The organism is Eubacterium sp. AB3007 (genome assembly GCF_000688015.1).
Classification (GTDB): domain Bacteria; phylum Bacillota; class Clostridia; order Peptostreptococcales; family Anaerovoracaceae; genus Aminicella.
The window spans coordinates 1925280-1942026 of sequence record NZ_JIAD01000001.1 but is presented as its reverse complement, the minus strand read 5'-3'; the positions used below and the strand labels follow the sequence as shown (position 1 = coordinate 1942026).

Annotated in this window: 21 protein-coding genes; 10 read left to right on the top strand and 11 right to left on the bottom strand. The window is 56.5% G+C overall.

Annotated elements, in window-relative coordinates; all coding sequences use genetic code 11:
- Positions 1-46 precede the first annotated feature (46 nt).
- Complete coding sequence (locus tag P156_RS0109220; RefSeq protein ID WP_051600885.1) at positions 47-472, bottom strand: DUF1934 domain-containing protein; 426 nt, start codon at positions 470-472, stop codon at positions 47-49.
- Positions 473-666: 194 nt separating this feature from the next.
- Between P156_RS0109220 and P156_RS12955 the strand changes: the two genes are divergently transcribed.
- Positions 667-2364, top strand: coding sequence for a S1C family serine protease (locus tag P156_RS12955; RefSeq protein ID WP_051600884.1), 1698 nt, complete (start codon positions 667-669; stop codon positions 2362-2364).
- Between the two features lie 117 nt (positions 2365-2481).
- Here the strand turns inward: P156_RS12955 and P156_RS0109210 are convergent, their stop codons facing one another.
- The 4 genes from P156_RS0109210 to tadA are packed head-to-tail and all read right to left on the bottom strand — an operon-like array spanning position 2482 to position 5528.
- The gene (locus P156_RS0109210) at positions 2482-3159 is read right to left on the bottom strand and encodes a GntR family transcriptional regulator (protein WP_027869855.1); all 678 of its coding nucleotides are present in this window, start codon (positions 3157-3159) and stop codon (positions 2482-2484) included.
- A 12-nt stretch (positions 3160-3171) separates the two neighbouring features.
- Positions 3172-4158: a 4-(cytidine 5'-diphospho)-2-C-methyl-D-erythritol kinase gene (locus P156_RS0109205; protein WP_027869854.1), complete on the bottom strand. Its 987-nt coding sequence runs from the start codon at positions 4156-4158 to the stop codon at positions 3172-3174.
- A 3-nt stretch (positions 4159-4161) separates the two neighbouring features.
- Positions 4162-5052, bottom strand: a complete 891-nt coding sequence (locus P156_RS0109200) for an Ig-like domain-containing protein (RefSeq protein ID WP_027869853.1) — start codon at positions 5050-5052, stop codon at positions 4162-4164.
- On the bottom strand, positions 5052-5528 hold the full coding sequence (gene tadA / locus P156_RS0109195) for a tRNA adenosine(34) deaminase TadA (RefSeq protein WP_027869852.1): 477 nt from the start codon (positions 5526-5528) through the stop codon (positions 5052-5054). The genes P156_RS0109200 and tadA overlap by 1 nt, the downstream gene beginning before the upstream one ends.
- A gap of 152 nt (positions 5529-5680) precedes the next feature.
- On the opposite strand from tadA, the gene P156_RS0109190 reads away from it, so the two are divergent.
- The 7 genes from P156_RS0109190 (at position 5681) to P156_RS0109160 (ending at position 11605) form a co-directional block, all read left to right on the top strand.
- Positions 5681-6961, top strand: coding sequence for a dihydroorotase (locus P156_RS0109190; RefSeq protein WP_027869851.1), 1281 nt, complete (start codon positions 5681-5683; stop codon positions 6959-6961).
- Entirely contained in the window at positions 6958-7692 is a 735-nt protein-coding gene (locus P156_RS0109185) for a dihydroorotate dehydrogenase electron transfer subunit (RefSeq protein ID WP_051600883.1), read from the top strand. Before P156_RS0109190 ends, P156_RS0109185 begins: the two co-directional genes overlap by 4 nt.
- Complete coding sequence (locus P156_RS0109180) at positions 7686-8597, top strand: dihydroorotate dehydrogenase (protein WP_027869849.1); 912 nt, start codon at positions 7686-7688, stop codon at positions 8595-8597. The genes P156_RS0109185 and P156_RS0109180 overlap by 7 nt, the downstream gene beginning before the upstream one ends.
- A gap of 291 nt (positions 8598-8888) precedes the next feature.
- On the top strand, positions 8889-9587 hold the full coding sequence (gene pyrF, locus P156_RS0109175; protein ID WP_027869848.1) for an orotidine-5'-phosphate decarboxylase: 699 nt from the start codon (positions 8889-8891) through the stop codon (positions 9585-9587).
- A gap of 11 nt (positions 9588-9598) precedes the next feature.
- Positions 9599-10234 carry an orotate phosphoribosyltransferase gene (pyrE, locus tag P156_RS0109170; RefSeq protein ID WP_027869847.1) on the top strand — a complete coding sequence of 212 codons (636 nt, stop codon included), beginning with the start codon at positions 9599-9601 and terminating at the stop codon, positions 10232-10234.
- Between the two features lies 1 nt (position 10235).
- Positions 10236-11156 carry an aspartate carbamoyltransferase gene (gene pyrB, locus P156_RS0109165; RefSeq protein WP_027869846.1) on the top strand — a complete coding sequence of 307 codons (921 nt, stop codon included), beginning with the start codon at positions 10236-10238 and terminating at the stop codon, positions 11154-11156.
- Between the two features lie 32 nt (positions 11157-11188).
- Positions 11189-11605, top strand: a complete 417-nt coding sequence (locus P156_RS0109160) for an aspartate carbamoyltransferase regulatory subunit (RefSeq protein WP_027869845.1) — start codon at positions 11189-11191, stop codon at positions 11603-11605.
- A 134-nt stretch (positions 11606-11739) separates the two neighbouring features.
- On the opposite strand, the gene P156_RS0109155 is transcribed toward P156_RS0109160, so the two are convergent.
- Positions 11740-12096, bottom strand: coding sequence for a hypothetical protein (locus tag P156_RS0109155; RefSeq protein WP_027869844.1), 357 nt, complete (start codon positions 12094-12096; stop codon positions 11740-11742).
- 296 nt (positions 12097-12392) lie between these two features.
- Positions 12393-12632 (bottom strand): hypothetical protein, encoded by a 240-nt coding sequence (locus P156_RS0109145; protein ID WP_027869843.1) that lies wholly within the window; start codon positions 12630-12632, stop codon positions 12393-12395.
- Positions 12633-12793: 161 nt separating this feature from the next.
- Between P156_RS0109145 and P156_RS0109140 the strand changes: the two genes are divergently transcribed.
- Positions 12794-13699, top strand: a complete 906-nt coding sequence (locus P156_RS0109140) for a hypothetical protein (protein ID WP_027869842.1) — start codon at positions 12794-12796, stop codon at positions 13697-13699.
- Entirely contained in the window at positions 13699-14601 is a 903-nt protein-coding gene (locus P156_RS12310) for a DMT family transporter (protein ID WP_051600882.1), read from the top strand. The genes P156_RS0109140 and P156_RS12310 overlap by 1 nt, the downstream gene beginning before the upstream one ends.
- A gap of 70 nt (positions 14602-14671) precedes the next feature.
- On the opposite strand, the gene rbr is transcribed toward P156_RS12310, so the two are convergent.
- The 4 genes from rbr to P156_RS0109115 all read right to left on the bottom strand — a co-directional run bounded on the left by rbr (position 14672) and on the right by P156_RS0109115 (position 16606).
- The gene (rbr, locus tag P156_RS0109130) at positions 14672-15205 is read right to left on the bottom strand and encodes a rubrerythrin (protein ID WP_027869841.1); all 534 of its coding nucleotides are present in this window, start codon (positions 15203-15205) and stop codon (positions 14672-14674) included.
- Positions 15206-15295: 90 nt separating this feature from the next.
- Positions 15296-15895 (bottom strand): bifunctional phosphoserine phosphatase/homoserine phosphotransferase ThrH, encoded by a 600-nt coding sequence (gene thrH / locus P156_RS0109125; RefSeq protein WP_027869840.1) that lies wholly within the window; start codon positions 15893-15895, stop codon positions 15296-15298.
- A 142-nt stretch (positions 15896-16037) separates the two neighbouring features.
- Entirely contained in the window at positions 16038-16277 is a 240-nt protein-coding gene (locus P156_RS0109120; RefSeq protein ID WP_027869839.1) for a hypothetical protein, read from the bottom strand.
- Between the two features lie 125 nt (positions 16278-16402).
- Positions 16403-16606, bottom strand: a complete 204-nt coding sequence (locus P156_RS0109115) for a hypothetical protein (protein ID WP_027869838.1) — start codon at positions 16604-16606, stop codon at positions 16403-16405.
- Positions 16607-16747: the final 141 nt, after the last annotated feature.

Sequence of the window (16747 nt, the reverse complement as noted above, 5' to 3'; positions counted from 1 at the left end):
TTCTGTCTTTTCTTGTTTTTCTTATCCCACATAAACTGCCTTCCTGTTATTTCACTTCGATCCGAAGTTCGTTCTTCCCTTCTGCCATGCCGCCGATGCTCACGTCGTAATCCACCTCCACGCTGCCGGTGCCCTCCTCGGACAAAGCATTCTTCACCCGCGTGGTGAACACCTCCATATCCATCTCTCCGTAGGGAGTCTGGTAACTGCTCTGGAAACGTTTCCCCTCCTGGAACTCCATCTCCAGCCCATAACCGGTGTCTGCGCCGATGCGTTTCATCCGCATGGTATCGCCCTTCACTCTCAGGCTTGTCTTGCATCCCGGAAACCCGGAAAACTCACTCTCGTCGTAGACCAGATACGTCGCCTCACCTCGCCGGTAAAGCTTCCCTTCTGTTACGAATTCCATTCTATCCTCTGCCTCATCGCCGGCAAACTGCCTGCCGATGATCGTCAACATGATATCCTGCACTTGTCCGGACCTCCTTTCCACTGTCTGTCAGTCTCTGACCAACAATCTTATCCATTATACTATATTATCCACTGTTTGCACAGTTGAAATTCCTTTTTTGTTGACATTTCTTTCACAGAAACACCATCTTTGTTGACTATAATGACGATGTAAGGTAAAGTAATACCTGAATCCGAAACTAAAGGAGATTGATTATGGATAATTGGGATACCAACACTTTCAGATTCCGGATAGATCCGGAAGATCCAAATACGACCGATACACCCAAACCGGTGGAGGGGATCGGCATTGCCGAGACCCCCATCACCTCTACTGCCCCGCAGGAAACAGGCTTTGTGCTGGTGGACACACCGGCACCGGCGGCCCCCTTTGATACGGCGGATGATACAGCGGAACCAGGGGATCCCTCCGCAGCCCCCATGGACACTGCGGCGCAGCCAGAAGAGGCATCACCCTCACAACCCCAAGCCTACGACCCGGTCACCGAGGTGGACATCTTCGGCAAGGAGGAGGCAGAGGAAGACTACCAGCCCTTCACCGACCCCTACGGGATGCCAATGCGGCCTGATGGCACCAGCTACTACTCCGCGCCGGAGGATAACTACAGCGCCGGCCCGGCAGGGGACGACTATGGCAGCGGCTTTGCCGGGGGCGGTGGCAGCTTCGACGACGGCGGAACCGGTAACGGTGGTGGCTACGATGGGGGCGGTTACTATGGAGGCGGCCACGGGAGCGGCGCTGGCGGTGGATACGGCCAGAAGGTCAAGGCAGCACCGGCCCCCATGCAGCTCACCCGAAGAGCTTTTGTGCTCATCCTCATCCTCGCCATGCTGCTGACTTCCGCGCTGACCGTCGGCGGTATCGCGTTGCTCGGGAACACCTTCTCTCCCAAGGACACCTCCGCCACCAACTACACCCTGACGGAGTCCAAGGAGACCCTGGACATCGCCAGCATCGTGGAGAAATCCAACGACACCATCGTGTCCATCACCACGGAAGGGCTTTCCACTGATATGTGGGCACAAAACTATATAACCAAGGGCGCAGGCTCCGGTGTCATCGTCCAGTCGGACGGCTACATCGTCACCTGCTACCACGTCATAGACGGAGCCAGCAAGATCACCGTCACCACCTCTGACTCCAAGACCTATCAGGCAGAGCTGGTGGGCACCGATCAGGACAACGACCTTGCAGTCATCAAGATCAACGCCACCAAGCTGCACGCTGTGAAATACGCTGACAGCACCAAGCTAGAGGTAGGAGATCAGGTCGTCGCCATCGGCAACCCCCTGGGCCAGCTGAGTAACACTGCCACCACCGGCATCATCAGCGCGCTGAACCGCAACCTGACCATCGAAGGCCAGAAACTGAATCTGCTGCAGACCGACGCTTCCATCAATCCGGGCAACTCCGGCGGCGCCCTTCTGGACGCTTCCGGCAACCTGGTGGGCATCGTAGAATCCAAGTCCTCCGGCTCCGACGTGGAAGGCCTGGGCTTCGCTGTACCGGTCAACACCGTCGCCAAGAGCGTCAAGGAGATCATCGAGACCGGCAGCGCCTCCAAGGACAACAACGGCACGGCGGACAGCCAGTCCAAGAGCAAGGCGGTCATCGGCATCATCATCTCCGAGCTCTCTGATGAGCAGGCCATGATGTACGGCTACCCGCAGGGCGGCATTCTGATCACCAGCGTCACCAGCGACCAGGCCAGACAGGCAGGTCTCCAGCGTGGCGATATGATCACCTCCATGGACGGCACCAAGGTGACCACCATGGAAGAGCTCCACACCATCCTCTCCAAACACAAGGTTGGCGACAAGGTGAAGCTCCAGGTGCTCCGAGACGGACAGACCATCACCATCACCACCAAACTGGTGAACGCAGAAGGATAAAAGTAAAAAGAAAAACGGCATAATCAGACAGTGTTCTGGTTATGCCGTTATTATGGATAAAAAAAGAAGCTGCTGCGTTCGGCGATCCATGCAGCCAGCCTCTCTTATTCCGTCGTGCTAATTATGTTCTTTAAATGCGGCGACACCCTCCGCCACCACGAATTCCTTGAGTTTCTTCACATGGTTGTCAGAGACCCTGCGGGCGGACTCGCCGTCCCCGCTGCGGATGGCCTCCACGATGTTGCGATGCTCCACCGGCATGTTCTCGTACCTGGTGAAGTCATCGTAATACAGATACCGGAACCGCAGCGCCTGCTCCTGCACAGAACCGAACAGCTGAATCAGGGTGTGATTCCCTGTCATCTCCACGATGCGGCGGTGAAACAACTCGTCGTAGTGAATGATGTTCTCCATGTTCCCTGCGGCAATGGCATCGCTGTAGCTGGTGGTGATTTCCTCCAGCTCTTCCAGTTCCTCCCGGGTGATGGTCTCCGCTGCCAGCAACCCGGCCAGCCCCTCCAGATCCTCCCGGACCACCAGGGTATCCACCATATCCTTCACAGAAATGTCTGAGACGTAGGCACCCCGGCGCGGCTCGATGATCACCAGCCCTTCCTTCTCCAGTTTCCGGATGGCCTCCCGGATGGGCGTCCTGCTGACACCCATATCCTTCGCCAGATCCACTTCCATCATCCTGGTCCCCGGGTTGATCTGACCCGTCAGGATCTGCTGCTTCAGTTGATCGTACACGATCTCCCGTAGCGGCTTATGGTTTTGTACATCAAAATTTATCATGATCAGATTCCTCTATCTGGAAGTGCGCATCCAATATGCCTCGTAACTTTCTTCTCGGAGCCGGTCACAAAGCCTCCGCGCTTCCTTTCTGCTCTCACACACCGCAAACACCGTCGGTCCGCTGCCGCTCATCAGCACCTTGCTCGGACCCATGCTCTCCATCAGGGCCTTCAGCTTCGCCACCTGGGGATAGGCGTCCAGTGTATACGCTTCCAGCACGTTCACAAAATCCTCATAGATCTCTTCCCCGCACGTGCCCTCCTGTAGCCTCGCCTGCAACCGGTCGTTGTCCGGCCGGCGGGTGATGACACAGTCATCGATTCCTCGATACACCTCCGGAGTGGAGACACTGAGTCTGGGTTTGGCGATGACCAGCCAGGCGTCCAGAGGACGCACCGGTTCTAGCACTGTGCCGCGCCCCGTCGCTCTCACACAGGCGGCCGCCATGGGATCCCTCCGCAGGTATGCCGGGAAGTTGCGGTTGGCCCGCGCCTGTCCCACCGCGCTGAAGGGCACATCCGATCCCAGCTCGCTGCAGATCTCCATGATCTCTGCCAGCGACAGTTTCAGTCCCCACAACAGGTTCAGCGCATGGACCACCGCTGCTCCGTTGCCAGAGCCGCCGGCCAGCCCCGCTGCCACCGGGATCCTTTTCTTGATGTTGATCTCCAGCCTTCCACTCTGCTGCGTGCTTCCGTAACGGTCGATCATGATCCGGGCGGCTTTGTGCGCCAGGTTACGCTCATCCACCGGCAGGTAGTAGCGATTGGTGCGCAGTGAGATCTCGATCTTGCCTCGGGCACTCTTCACCTGCGGCGACGCGTCCGGATTTCCCCCGCGTCTGCTGCCGCCGGCCGGCACAAAGCCTACCTTCACGTAGTCGCTGAAGTCCACCTGCTGCATGATCATATCCACCGCGTGGTATCCATTCTCATCGATCCCACCTACATCAATGGAAAGGTTGATCTTGGCATAAGACAGTACTGTGATCTCGTTCATGGTCTATTTCTTCTTGCCCTTGGGGTTCTTTCCATAGTTGGTGGCCTTCCGCTCTGCCTTCAGACGCGCCTCTTCCGCTCTTCGTTCCTCTGCCAGTTTGGCACGGCCGGTCCGATAGGTGGCACCGGCATCTGCGATGCGCAGCGGCTTGGAGACCCGGTAGTTATCGTTCTCCTCGTAGTACTCGTCCAGTTCCTTCTCCCGCTTGGCCTTGGCTTTCCTGGCGGCTTCCTTCTTGGCCACTTCCTTCTCGTGCTTGGCCAGGACCTCTTCCACGGACTTGCCGGTCCTCTTGGCCTCCTTATACGGATTGAATGGTTCTTCCTTGGCGTCCTTGCCCTTGCCGAGCTCTTCTTCCATCTTCTGCTTGGCCGTCTGTCGCACGGTGAAGAGCATCATCCCTCCGAACATCAGGAACATCATGACCATGTAGATCAGCGTGTTACGTCCCTGATTCATGGTGCGGAAGGAGATGACCCTCTTGGGATCATCGCCAAGCTTGTTGCCTTTGTTGTCTATGAAGTTCTCAGACAGAGTGCAGATGTATTCTGTATCGTCCTTGATGGCGTTCTTGCCGCTGCTCTTTACCTTGTTGGTATCGATGACCACCAGAGCGTACTGGGGATTATTCTTATTATAGTAAATCCTCGAGGGGAACTCCTTACCCTTCTTGTTGGTGATGGAGAAGGCGTTCTTGTTGGCAGCTTTGGATGCCTTGTTGCCCACTTCCGAGTTGAAGTAGATCTTCACACACATATTGTCCTTGGTGGTGTTCTCCTCGCCGTTCGCCGGATAGGTCCGGGTGATGTGGAAGGAGTCCGCGCCGAAACTGCAGACTGTCATCATCATCACGATCATCATCGTCAGGCACGCAATTGCACCAGTTCTCTTCATTATCTTGTCCTCCGATTATTCTTTCTCTTGGCTCTCAGTTCCGAAAAAAAGCTCTTGAGAAGGGTACTGGCTTCCTCCGCCATCATGCCGGTCTCCACCTCCACGCAGTGGTTCAGCCGCCTGTCACGCACCACGTCGTACACCGACCCGCAGGCCCCCGCCTTGGGATCCATGGTGGCGATGTGGAGCTTCTCCATGCGGCTCCACACCAGCGCACCGGCGCACATGGTGCACGGTTCGCAGGTCACGTACATCTCACAGCCCGGAAGGCGCCAGCCTCCCAGCTTCTGCGCTGCCTGCCGGATGGCGATCATCTCTGCGTGCGCGGTGGGATCATGGGTGGTCTCCGTCAGGTTGTGCCCCCTGGCGATGATCTCGCCATCTCTGACAATGACGGCACCGATGGGGACCTCTCCCAGACTTCCCGCTATCTCCGCTTCTCTCAAAGCTTCTTTCATATACTTATTATAGCCCATACGTTACACAGTATACAATATTTCTATGAACTATTCAAGGGATTTTGTATGAAAATCAGTACATTGATTTTCCGACAAGGTATTGACACCCGCCCGGTCTTGTGATATAAATTTAAAGATTAAGAATTCGAAGAGTCAGAAAGGAAATCTGCATGACTATATTGTTACGGAACGGCAACCTGTTTACCGAGAAAGGCGCCACGGAGAGAGACCTCCTGGTGTCGGGCGGTAAACTTTTTGTTTTTGAACCTGGCAAGGCGCCCACGGCGGATGCAGAGAGGATCATCGACCTTAACAACAAGTATATTATTCCCGGTTTGACGGATGTGCATGTACACTTCCGCGAGCCGGGTTTTTCTTATAAAGAGACGATCCTGACCGGCAGCCAGGCCGCCGCCGCAGGGGGCTACACCTGCGTCCTCACCATGCCCAACCTGGATCCTGTCCCCTCCACCCTGGAAGGACTCAAAGTCCAGCAGGACATCATCGACCGGGACGCCTGCATCCACGTGATCCCCTACGGCACCATCACCCAGAAGCAGGACGGCCGCAGCCACCTCTCCGACATGGAAGCCCTGGCCCCCTATGTTTGCGCCTTCACCGACGACGGCAAGGGTGTGCAGGACCGCGCCCTCATGGAGGAAGCCATGCTCCGTGCAAAGGACCTGGGCAAGATCATCGTGGCACACTGTGAGGACGAGTCGCTGCTGGGCGGCACCTCCATCCACGACGGCCGCTACGCCGCCTCCATCGGGCACAAAGGCATCAGCTCCGAGAGCGAATGGCGCCAGGTGGAGCGGGATGTGGAGCTAGCCGCCAAGACCGGCTGCGCCTACCACGTCTGCCACGTCTCCACCAAAGAATCTGTCGAGATCATCCGCCAGGGCAAGAAGTCCGGAGTGGATGTCACCTGCGAGACCGGCCCTCACTATCTGGTGCTGAACGACAGCAAACTCCAGGACGAGGGACGGTTCAAGATGAACCCGCCCATCCGAGATATTCGCGACCAGGAAGCCCTACTGCAGGGGCTGCTGGACGGAACCGTTGATATAGTGGCTACCGACCACGCACCCCACAGCGCAGAGGAGAAATCCAAGGGGATCCTTCACAGTGCCTTCGGCATCGTAGGCCTGGAGTGCGCCTTCCCGGTGCTCTTCTCCTCCCTGGTGCGCTACAAGATCATGCCCATGGAGAAGCTGCTCCAGGTGATGGCCATCAATCCCCGCAAACGTTTCGGCCTGCCCGGCGGCATTCTGGAAGATGGTGCTCCCGCGGACATTGCCGTGATCGATCCGGCGACACGCTACACCATCGACGCCGCCTCCTTCCGGAGCATGGGCCATGCCACGCCCTTTGACGGCAGAGAGGTCACCGGCAAGATCCTGATGACCATCTGCGGCGGCGAGATCGTCTACGAGGAGGCATCCCTATGAAACAACAGACCATGACCATCGCTTCTACACGGAAGCTGAACCAGGGCATCTACCAGACGGTACTCCGGGGAGACACCTCTCCCATCACCGCCCCAGGTCAGTTCATCAACCTGAAGATCCCGGATCACTACCTGCGCCGTCCCATCTCCATCGCAGATTGGGACGAGTGTAGCATGACCATTATATATAAGGTAGTCGGAAGCGGCACGTCCGCCCTGTCCCGGCTTTCCGTCGGCACATCGCTGGATGTGCTCACCGGCCTGGGCAACGGGTTCGATGTGGACAAAGCCTGCGCCGCCGGCACTCCCACACTGCTGGGCGGCGGCATCGGGACCCCGCCCATCTACGGGCTTGCCAAGACACTGGTCCGCCAGGGGGTCACCCCCACCGTCATCACCGGCTTCGCTACGGCGGAAGACGTGATCCTGCAGGAGGAATTCCGTGCGCTGGGCATCGACCCGGTCCTCATGACCGACGACGGGAGCGCCGGTGAGAAAGGTTTTGTGACCGATGCGCTCGCCAGGACCGAGGCCGGCTACGTATGCGCCTGCGGACCGGAGCCCATGCTCCGCGCCGTCTGGAACGCATGCTCCCATGGACAGTTCAGTTTTGAGGCACGGATGGCCTGCGGGTTTGGCGCCTGCATGGGCTGCAGCTGCCGGACAAAATACGGAAACAAGCGGATCTGCAAGGACGGTCCTGTACTGGAGGGAGGTGAGATCCTATGGTAGATCTGAAAGTTGACCTGAGCGGCATCACCCTGGACAACCCGGTGATCCCCGCCAGCGGCACCTTTGGCTACGGCAAGGAGTTCGCGGAACTATATGATCTGGACATCCTGGGTTCGATCTCCTTCAAGGGAACCACCGCAGAGGAGCGCTACGGCAATGAGCTTCCTCGGATCGCAGAGTGTTCCCGGGGCATGCTGAACTCTGTCGGCCTGCAGAACCCGGGTCTGGATACCGTGCTGGAGCACGAGCTCCCAGAGCTTGCGAAGCTCTACCACAAGCCGGTGATCGCCAACATCAGCGGCTTCTCCATCGAGGAATACGTCACCTGCGCCCGCGCCATGGACAAAGCCCCGAACGTGGGAATCCTGGAAGTCAACATCAGCTGTCCCAACGTACACAATGGCGGCATGGCTTTCGGCGTACAGCCGGAGGCGGCCAGAGAGGTGACCGAGGCGGTCAAGGCCGTCACCACCAAGCCGGTCTACATGAAGCTGTCCCCCAACGTCACCGACATCGTAGCCATCGCCCGCGCCTGTGAAGAGGGCGGTGCAGACGGCCTGTCACTAATCAACACTCTGTTGGGAATGCGGATCGACATCCGCCGCCGGCAACCGGTGCTTGCCAACAAAATGGGAGGCTTCTCCGGCCCCGCCATCTTCCCGGTAGCGGTCCGGATGGTCTACCAGGTGTCTCACGCGGTGGACATCCCAGTGATCGGCATGGGCGGCATCAGCTCCGCCGAGGACGTAATCGAAATGATGATGGCCGGTGCCACGGCAGTGCAGGTGGGCGCCGCCAACCTGGTAGATCCCTACGCCTGCAAGACCATCATCGAGGAACTCCCCGCCGTCTGCGAATCTCTGGGGATCCAGCGGCTCGCAGACATCATCGGAACGGTCGAGTAGCAGCGCCGGTCAGCCGCACAGCGCCGCGCAGACGAACAGCACCGTGCAACCACCGCACAGCGCCGCGCAGACGAACAGCACCGGGCAAGGGATACGCCGTCGCAGCATCAACAAGTCGCATCGCGCAACTATAGCACCGAAAACCGTATGGATTAATCGCTAATATTTGCGATTAATCGCATAAGGCGCTGAGCATACACTTGCGCCGAAAGCCCTTTGGAATAATCGCAAATATTAGCGACTATTCGCATAAGGCACTGAGCATACATTGAAAAACAGGAGGAAACAGAAATGGGCAAAGACGTCATCATCGCCTGTGACTTCCCCGGACGGGAGGAGACGCTGGCGTTCCTGGACAGATTCCAGGATCGGAAACCCTTTGTTAAGATCGGGATGGAACTCTTCTACGCAGAGGGCCCGCAGATCGTAAGAGAGATCAAGGCCAGAGGCCATCAGATCTTTCTGGACCTGAAGCTCCACGACATCCCCAACACGGTAGAGAAGGCCATGCGCAGTCTGGCCAGGCTGAATGTAGACATGACCAACGTCCATGCGGCAGGGACCATCGAGATGATGAAGGCAGCCCGACGGGGACTCACCCGGGAGGACGGGACCAGCCCCCTCCTCATCGCCGTCACACAGCTCACCTCCACCGGACAGGATCAACTGGAGAAGGATCTGCTAATCAACCACCCGATCAACGAGGTGATCACCGCCTACGCCAGAAACACACGGGAAGCCGGTCTGGACGGCGTGGTATGTTCCCCGCTGGAAGCAGGCATGATCCATGAGGCCTGCGGCGAAGGCTTTGTGACTGTCACACCTGGCGTCCGGTTCGCCGGCGCCGCCGCCGACGACCAGACCAGGATCACCACGCCAGAGAAGGCAAAAGCGATCGGCTCCGACTACATCGTTGTCGGGCGACCGATCACACAGGCAGAAGATCCCGTAGCCGCTTACGCGCGCTGCGTGAGAGAGTTCGTAGACTAAAGGAGGAAAGCATGAAACAAGAGATCGCCAAGGGCCTGCTGTCCATCGAGGCGGTGTTCCTGCGCCCGCAGGACCCCTTCACCTGGGCCAGCGGCATCAAAAGCCCCATCTATTGCGACAACAGACTGACGCTGACGGCGCCGGAGGTCCGCATCAAGGTGGAGGAGGGCCTGGCCGCTGTGGTCAGAGAATACTATCCGGAATGCGAAGTCCTGATGGGCACCAGCACCGCCGGCATCGCCCACGCCGCCATCGTGGGACACCTGATGGGACTTCCCATGGGCTATGTGCGCGGCAGCAAGAAAGACCACGGTCGCACCAACCAGATCGAAGGACGGCTTGCGCCGGGCCAGAAGGTGGTGGTCATCGAAGACCTGATCTCCACCGCGGGTTCCTGCTGCGACACCGTGGAAGCGCTGCGGGAAGCTGGAGCCGAGGTGCTGGGCATCGCCAGCATTTTCACCTACGGTATGCAGAAGGGATTAGATCGGTTGGCGGAGCACAAAACCGTGAACCACAGCCTTTGTGACCTGGACACTTTGGTGGAGGTGGCCGCTGACACCGGCTACATCGCACCTGAGGATAAAGAGAAGATATTGCGTTTCAGAAACGATCCATCGGACGAGGGATGGATGAAGGAGGAATAACATGAGCGAGATCCGCAACCTGATCAACATCACAGATTTTACCGTCGAGGAGATCGACCACCTGGTGGAGGTCGCCAACGACATCATCGACAACCCGGAGAAGTACCAGGACATCTGCGCCCACAAGAAACTGGCCACCCTGTTCTTTGAGCCTTCCACCAGAACCCGTCTGAGCTTCACCGCTGCCATGATGGAGCTGGGCGGCAACGTGCTGGGATTCGACGACGCCAACTCCAGCTCCACCAAGAAGGGCGAGAGTGTCAGCGACACCGTCATCATGGCCGGCTGCTACGCGGACATCATCGCCATGCGCCACCCCAAGGAGGGAGCTCCGGTGATCGCGGCCACCAAGACCACCGTCCCCATCATCAATGCCGGCGACGGCGGACACTTCCACCCCACCCAGACACTGACCGACCTGTTGACCATCGCCCGCAAGAAGGGTGGATTCGGCAACTTCACCATCGGTCTCTGCGGCGACCTGAAGTTCGGCCGGACCGTCCATTCCCTCATCGAAGCCCTGCTCCGCTATGAGAACATCAAGTTCGTCCTCATCGCCCCGGAAGAGCTGCGCGTCCCCGATTACGTCAAGGAGAACATGGACAAAGCCGGCGCCGAGTGGGTGGAATACGAGAGCCTGGAGGAGGCCATGCCGGAACTGGATATCCTCTACATGACCCGTGTACAGAAAGAGCGTTTCTTCAACGAGGAGGACTATATCCGCCTGAAGGACAGCTTCATCCTGAACCTGGATCTTCTGGAACCAGCCAAGAAGGACCTGATCATCCTGCATCCGCTGCCACGCGTCAACGAGATCTCCGTGGAAGTGGACGACGATCCGCGCGCCTGCTACTTCTACCAGGCACTCTGCGGAAAGTACATCCGCATGGCTCTGATCCTGTTCCTGCTGGGACTGAAATAACATTGCTTTGTAACAAAGGGAGGAAATAAGATATGAATATTGATGGTGTAAACAACGGCGTCGTTCTGGACCACATCCAGGCCGGCAAGAGCAACGTTATCTACGATTTGATGCGTCTGGACAAGCTGAAGTGCTGCGTGGCCATCATCCAGAACGCCGACAGTGAGAAGTATGGCAAGAAGGATATCATCAAGGTCGACGGCGACTTCAACATCGACTACCAGATCCTGGGGTATGTCGATGACAACATCACCGTAAACATCGTTAAGAACGGCGAGCTGCAGGAGAAGGTCCACCTGGATCTCCCCGAGGAGCTGACCAACGTCATCAAGTGCAAGAACCCAAGGTGCATCACTTCCATCGAACAGGAGATCCCCCATCGGTTCAAGCTCTCCGACAAAGCCCGCAAGTCCTACCGTTGCATCTACTGTGACGCAGAATACAAGTAGGCTCCGCCAGTAATGCAGGCCGGGCGGCCCGACACACACCCTGGGCCGCCCGGTTTCACATCCTCACTCTTCGTTGGAAAGCCTTACGTTCATGCCCTCCTTCATTGTCTGGTCACAGTCAAGGGCGACCGCTCCTATCTGCTCCGCGCCCAGAGCCTTTGTCCTCCCCCCTTGCTCTCTTGTCTGTCTGGATACTTTTTCTCGAACACCTGCTCCCAGTCCACTCCAGGTGCTTTTCCCCGGTAGAGTCTCACCGCTTTGGAGTTCTTCTTCCCGGCGGTGACTGCAGCAACAAAGATTGTGTCGCCAGCAAACAGCATGTCCTCAATGCGATCTATGCCTTCCGGCAAAACAACTCTGGTGCATTCGTATTTCTTTATGTCACTATCTTTGGAGACAGAACTGCTGCTGCATCCAGACAAACACAGGGCAGCCAGCAGTGACGTCCCGACTGGAGTTGGATTCCACCGTTCGAATTCCTTAATAATCAAGGATTGGCTCGTTCTGAAGGAATGCCTTAAAAAACTTCCTTGGGATTACCTACGGATCTGCTTTTCTAAGGAAGGGAAATGACAGGATCTGGTATTTTCCTTCAGGCGGATTCCTTCGGATTCCCCGAGATGATCTGGTTCAAGGAATTTTTTCGACGCTTCCTTCACAATTTGAGAATTGCAGTTTTCCAAGGAAAAAGATGAAGGAAAAGAACTTCCTCTATTCTGAGACAACTCCCTCGTTATACACCGAGATCAATTCGCGGTGATTTCAAAGACTCCATACGCGAGCCAATCTATAGAGATGCAGTTCCATCGTTCCTTTCTTCTCTGTATTTTTTAAACCTGCGAAATCTTACAACAGATGCGATTATTCCTTTGACAAAGAAGTTTGCTACCGCAAGTTTCACCATTCCATCGGCGAACTCCCGGCCAGTTGCCGAGCCTCCAAATATGCTATACAGATAGCACGGCAATAATGCTAAACCGAAAACTATCGTAAGTGTCTCCCTTCCTGTCTTGAAATCTTCTTTCATACAATCCCCCCTACAAAAGAAATCTCTGTTAGAATATTCTAACAGACGCATACTAACGTTGTACTAACGCTCGCCCCAGGCAGGAGTGATATGGGCCCCCCTATTGGCTTTCCTGTCGAAAAATGGTATAATACAGGGTAGAAAATCAACGGAGGAACCCAATGATCGAAATGACAGAGAAAGCCCTCAGCAAGGCGCTGAAGGATTCAGACTATTTCCAGACACTTACACCCGGGGAGATGATGCACGTACTGATCACAGACGTCATCGCCCGGGGCGACGTAAAGAAAAAAGACTTTGAGCACTGGATGACCCAGGAGGAGCATTGGCCCCAGATCAGCGCCCCCGACCGCATGGACGAGGTACTGCGGGTGCTGGAGGAGCCGGCCCCCTCAGCCGCGCTGCAGGCGCTGCAGCGCACCGGGTTCATGGCCTTCTGCCTGCCCAAGTGCTTCCCCATCCGCAAGCTCATGGACAAGAAGACCTTCTACAACATCATCGACAATTTCGATGCCCTGAACATCCGGCGGGATGATGTGGGCTTCCGTCTTGCCATGCTGATGTTCTCCTTCGATCCCTACGCCACAGAGGTGACGCTCCGGGACGCCAACTTCACCGAAGAGGCGGTGGACTGGATCTGCAATCTGATCTATTTCTACATGGAGTTCATCCGGCTTCGGAATCAGAAGAGCCTGGAGGAGTTCGTGGGAAGGTTCGGCAAGGACTTTTACTTCGATATGAACGACTACGCCCAGTACGCCTGGAAGCTGGGCAAGATGCGGGAACTGAAGCCTCTGGAAAGCTATAGCTTTGTGGACTCCATGATCAAGCACGGCTACGTGCTGGATGCGGAGGATCTGGAGGTCACCGCCCAGGACCTGTGGGATGCCGGCGCCGAATCAGAGGAGGAGGTGGAAGCCCTTCAGTCCATCCTGGTGAAACACTGCCACAAGTATAAGAACGAAAACAAGAAAAAAATGCTCCTGGCCCTGGTCCACGACCTGACCCAGAAGCAGATCGACAAGGAGATCAAGCACCTGAAGAAGGTGAAGACCAGGAGGTATTGATGCAAAACAGCACACAGACCCGAGGCTATCTTCTCGTCCTCGCGGCGGGCTCGCTGTGGGGCACCATCGGATTCTTTTCCACGTTGCTGGCTGAGTCAGGCATGAGCGCGCAGCTGGTCGCTTTGGCTCGGGTCCTGTTTGCAGCCCTCTTTCTGGCTCCCATGCTCCTACTGCGGGGGCGGGGCCTTTCCGCCTTTCGGATCAGCAAGAGGGGACTCTTCTCCTGCATTCTGGTCGGCCTGTTCTCCCAGGCCTTCTTCAACATCTGTTACATGTACACCATCGAGCTATGCGGCATGGCGACGGGCGCTGTTTTTCTGTACACATCTCCCGTCTATGTTGCGTTGCTCTCCCGCCTGCTCTACCGGGAGGCGCTGACCCCAAACAAGCTCATCGCCATCCTGCTTAACATCGCCGGCTGTATCCTCACCGTCACCGGCGGCGACCTCACGGAAATCCATATCTCCGGATTCGGGCTGGTCATGGGGCTCCTGGCTGGGTTCACCTACGCCCTCCTTCCCATCCTTTCCCGCATTGGCGCAGACAAGGAAGATCCCCTTACCGCCGCTTTCTACGGCCTTTTGTTCGGGGCACTTTTCCTCTTTCTCCTGGTGCGCCCTTTCCGGGGCCAGGCGCTGCCCACTGCACCTGCCACCATCGCCCTGGTCATCGGACTCGCCCTCTTCTCCACAGCCGCAGCATACTGCTTCTACTACGCCGGGATCAGCCGCATCACAGAGACCTCCCGCATCCCCGTGCTGGCCTCCGTGGAGACGGTGGTGGCCGCCCTCATCGGGCTCGCCGCCTTCGGACAGACCGTCGGCACCGGCAAGCTGACCGGCATCGCCCTGGTCCTCTGCTCCATCGTCGTGATGAACTACGCCCAGCGGAAGTGCTCCTGACCCAGGGCTTTGTGCAAAAAAAAGGCGGGAGCCCCGCCAACGATGCAGCAGACTCCCACCACTCTCTCTATTAATAATTCTCCAAATGCACCTCAAAGTAGCTCTGCGGATGAGCGCATGTCGGACATACCTCCGGCGCCTCGGTGCCAACCACGATGTGACCGCAGTTTCTGCACTCCCAGACCTTGACCTCGCTCTTCTTGAAGACCTCCTGCGCCTCTACGTTGTGCAGCAGAGCACGATATCTCTCCTCATGATGCTTCTCGATCTCACCGACCAGGCGGAACTTCTGAGCCAGCTCAGGGAACCCTTCCTTCTCGGCGGTCTCCGCGAATTCCTTGTACATGTCTGTCCACTCGTAGTTCTCACCCTCTGCAGCAGCTTCCAGGTTAGCCGCGGTATCACCGATGCCTTCCAGTTCCTTGAACCACAGCTTGGCGTGTTCCTTCTCGTTATCTGCTGTCTTCTGGAACAGAGCTGCGATCTGCTCAAACCCTTCCTTCTTGGCCTTGGACGCAAAGTAGGTGTACTTGTTTCTCGCCTGGGATTCTCCGGCGAACGCCTCCCAAAGGTTCTTCTCTGTCTGTGTACCTGCGTATTTCATTTCGATTCCTCACTTTCTACGCCGGCCCTCTGCCTCGACCCATTTTCGGGTCACACGCACAAAGCCCTGCGATTCCAAACGATAACGGTTCTAAAGCGCAGCCTTGATGGCTGCCAGCAACTCGTCGTACTCCTCGTACGCCGGGATCTGCGGATAGTCTTGCTTGATCTGCTCCGTGCTCTTGAATAGGAAGCCTGCCTTGCTGGCCTGGATCATCTCCAGATCGTTGTGGCTGTCTCCGCTGGCAATGGTGTCGTAGCCGATGGCCTGCAGTCCCTTCACCGTGGTGAGCTTGGAGTGATCGCAGCGCATATGGAAGTCCACGATCTCGCCGTCCGGCGCCACCTCCAGGGTGTTACACATCAGCATGGGCCAGTTCAGTTTCCGCATCAGCGGGGCCGCGAACTGTTCAAAAGTATCGCTCAGCACGATTACCTGAGTAATGGTCCGAAGCTCGTCCAGAAACTCCTTCGCGCCCGGGATCGGGTCGATCTTGCCGATCACCTCCTGGATCTCCGTCAGACCCAGACCGTGCTCCTTCAGGATCTTCAGCCGATAGCGCATAAGCTTATCGTAGTCCGGCTCCTCCCTGGTGGTGATCTTCAGCTCCGGGATCCCACTGACCTCAGCGAAGTTGATCCAGATCTCCGGTACCAGAACGCCTTCCATGTCTAAACAAACGATATTCATGATCAAAATCCGCCTTTCTAGTTATCTTCCCCTTTACTCTACTTTCTAAACACTTTTCTGTCAAGCAAAAAGAAAGAACCCGGCCCCGGAAATGATGGATCCGGAACCAGGCCTTTAGCGTAGTTAGTATGGAGTCTTCCCCTTAGAAACGATACAGCTTGCTGTCTACGAAGTAGTCGCTCAGCGCTCTGTCCTCTTCCTTCAGGTGCTGCAGAATGAACTCAGTGATCTCCTCATCGGTGATCTGAGCGTGCTCATGCTCGGCGATGTTCTTCATGATCAGCCTCATGACGTAGACAGCCTCTTCTCTTCCCAGAGCGGCCACTGCCATGTTGTTTCCAGCCTCATCGTATGCCTTCTGCAGAATTTCTTTCTTTTCCATTGTGATACCCTCCTTGTTGATTCATCATTCCATTTATTTCAGGCGCCGAATGCGCTCTGACTGACAGGTTTTCGCGGTCATTTCCGGGGGCCGCGCACCCAGGTCCCAAGGCTTTGTGCCGGTGACTACATCATTACGCCAAAGTCATAGTCGGATACAGCGCGATCTCTGGACTCCAGCTGGCCGTTGACATAGGCCTTGATGTCCTCTCTGGACACGCCCTTCAGCTCAGAAGCCATGGTGTTCACGATCACATCACGTCTTACGGAAGCATCTGCGCTGTTCATCAGGTTGGCTACGTTTGCGAATACTCTGTTCATCTCGGTCATATCTATATCCTCCTTATATTGTAAAAAGTAATTTCGTTGTTTTCACAATATAATAAAGCATGAACTGTGCCAACTTTCCGTATTCCCTAAAACAAATTATGCGAGCATTGGAATTCCAACGAAAAAATTTTATCATCTCGT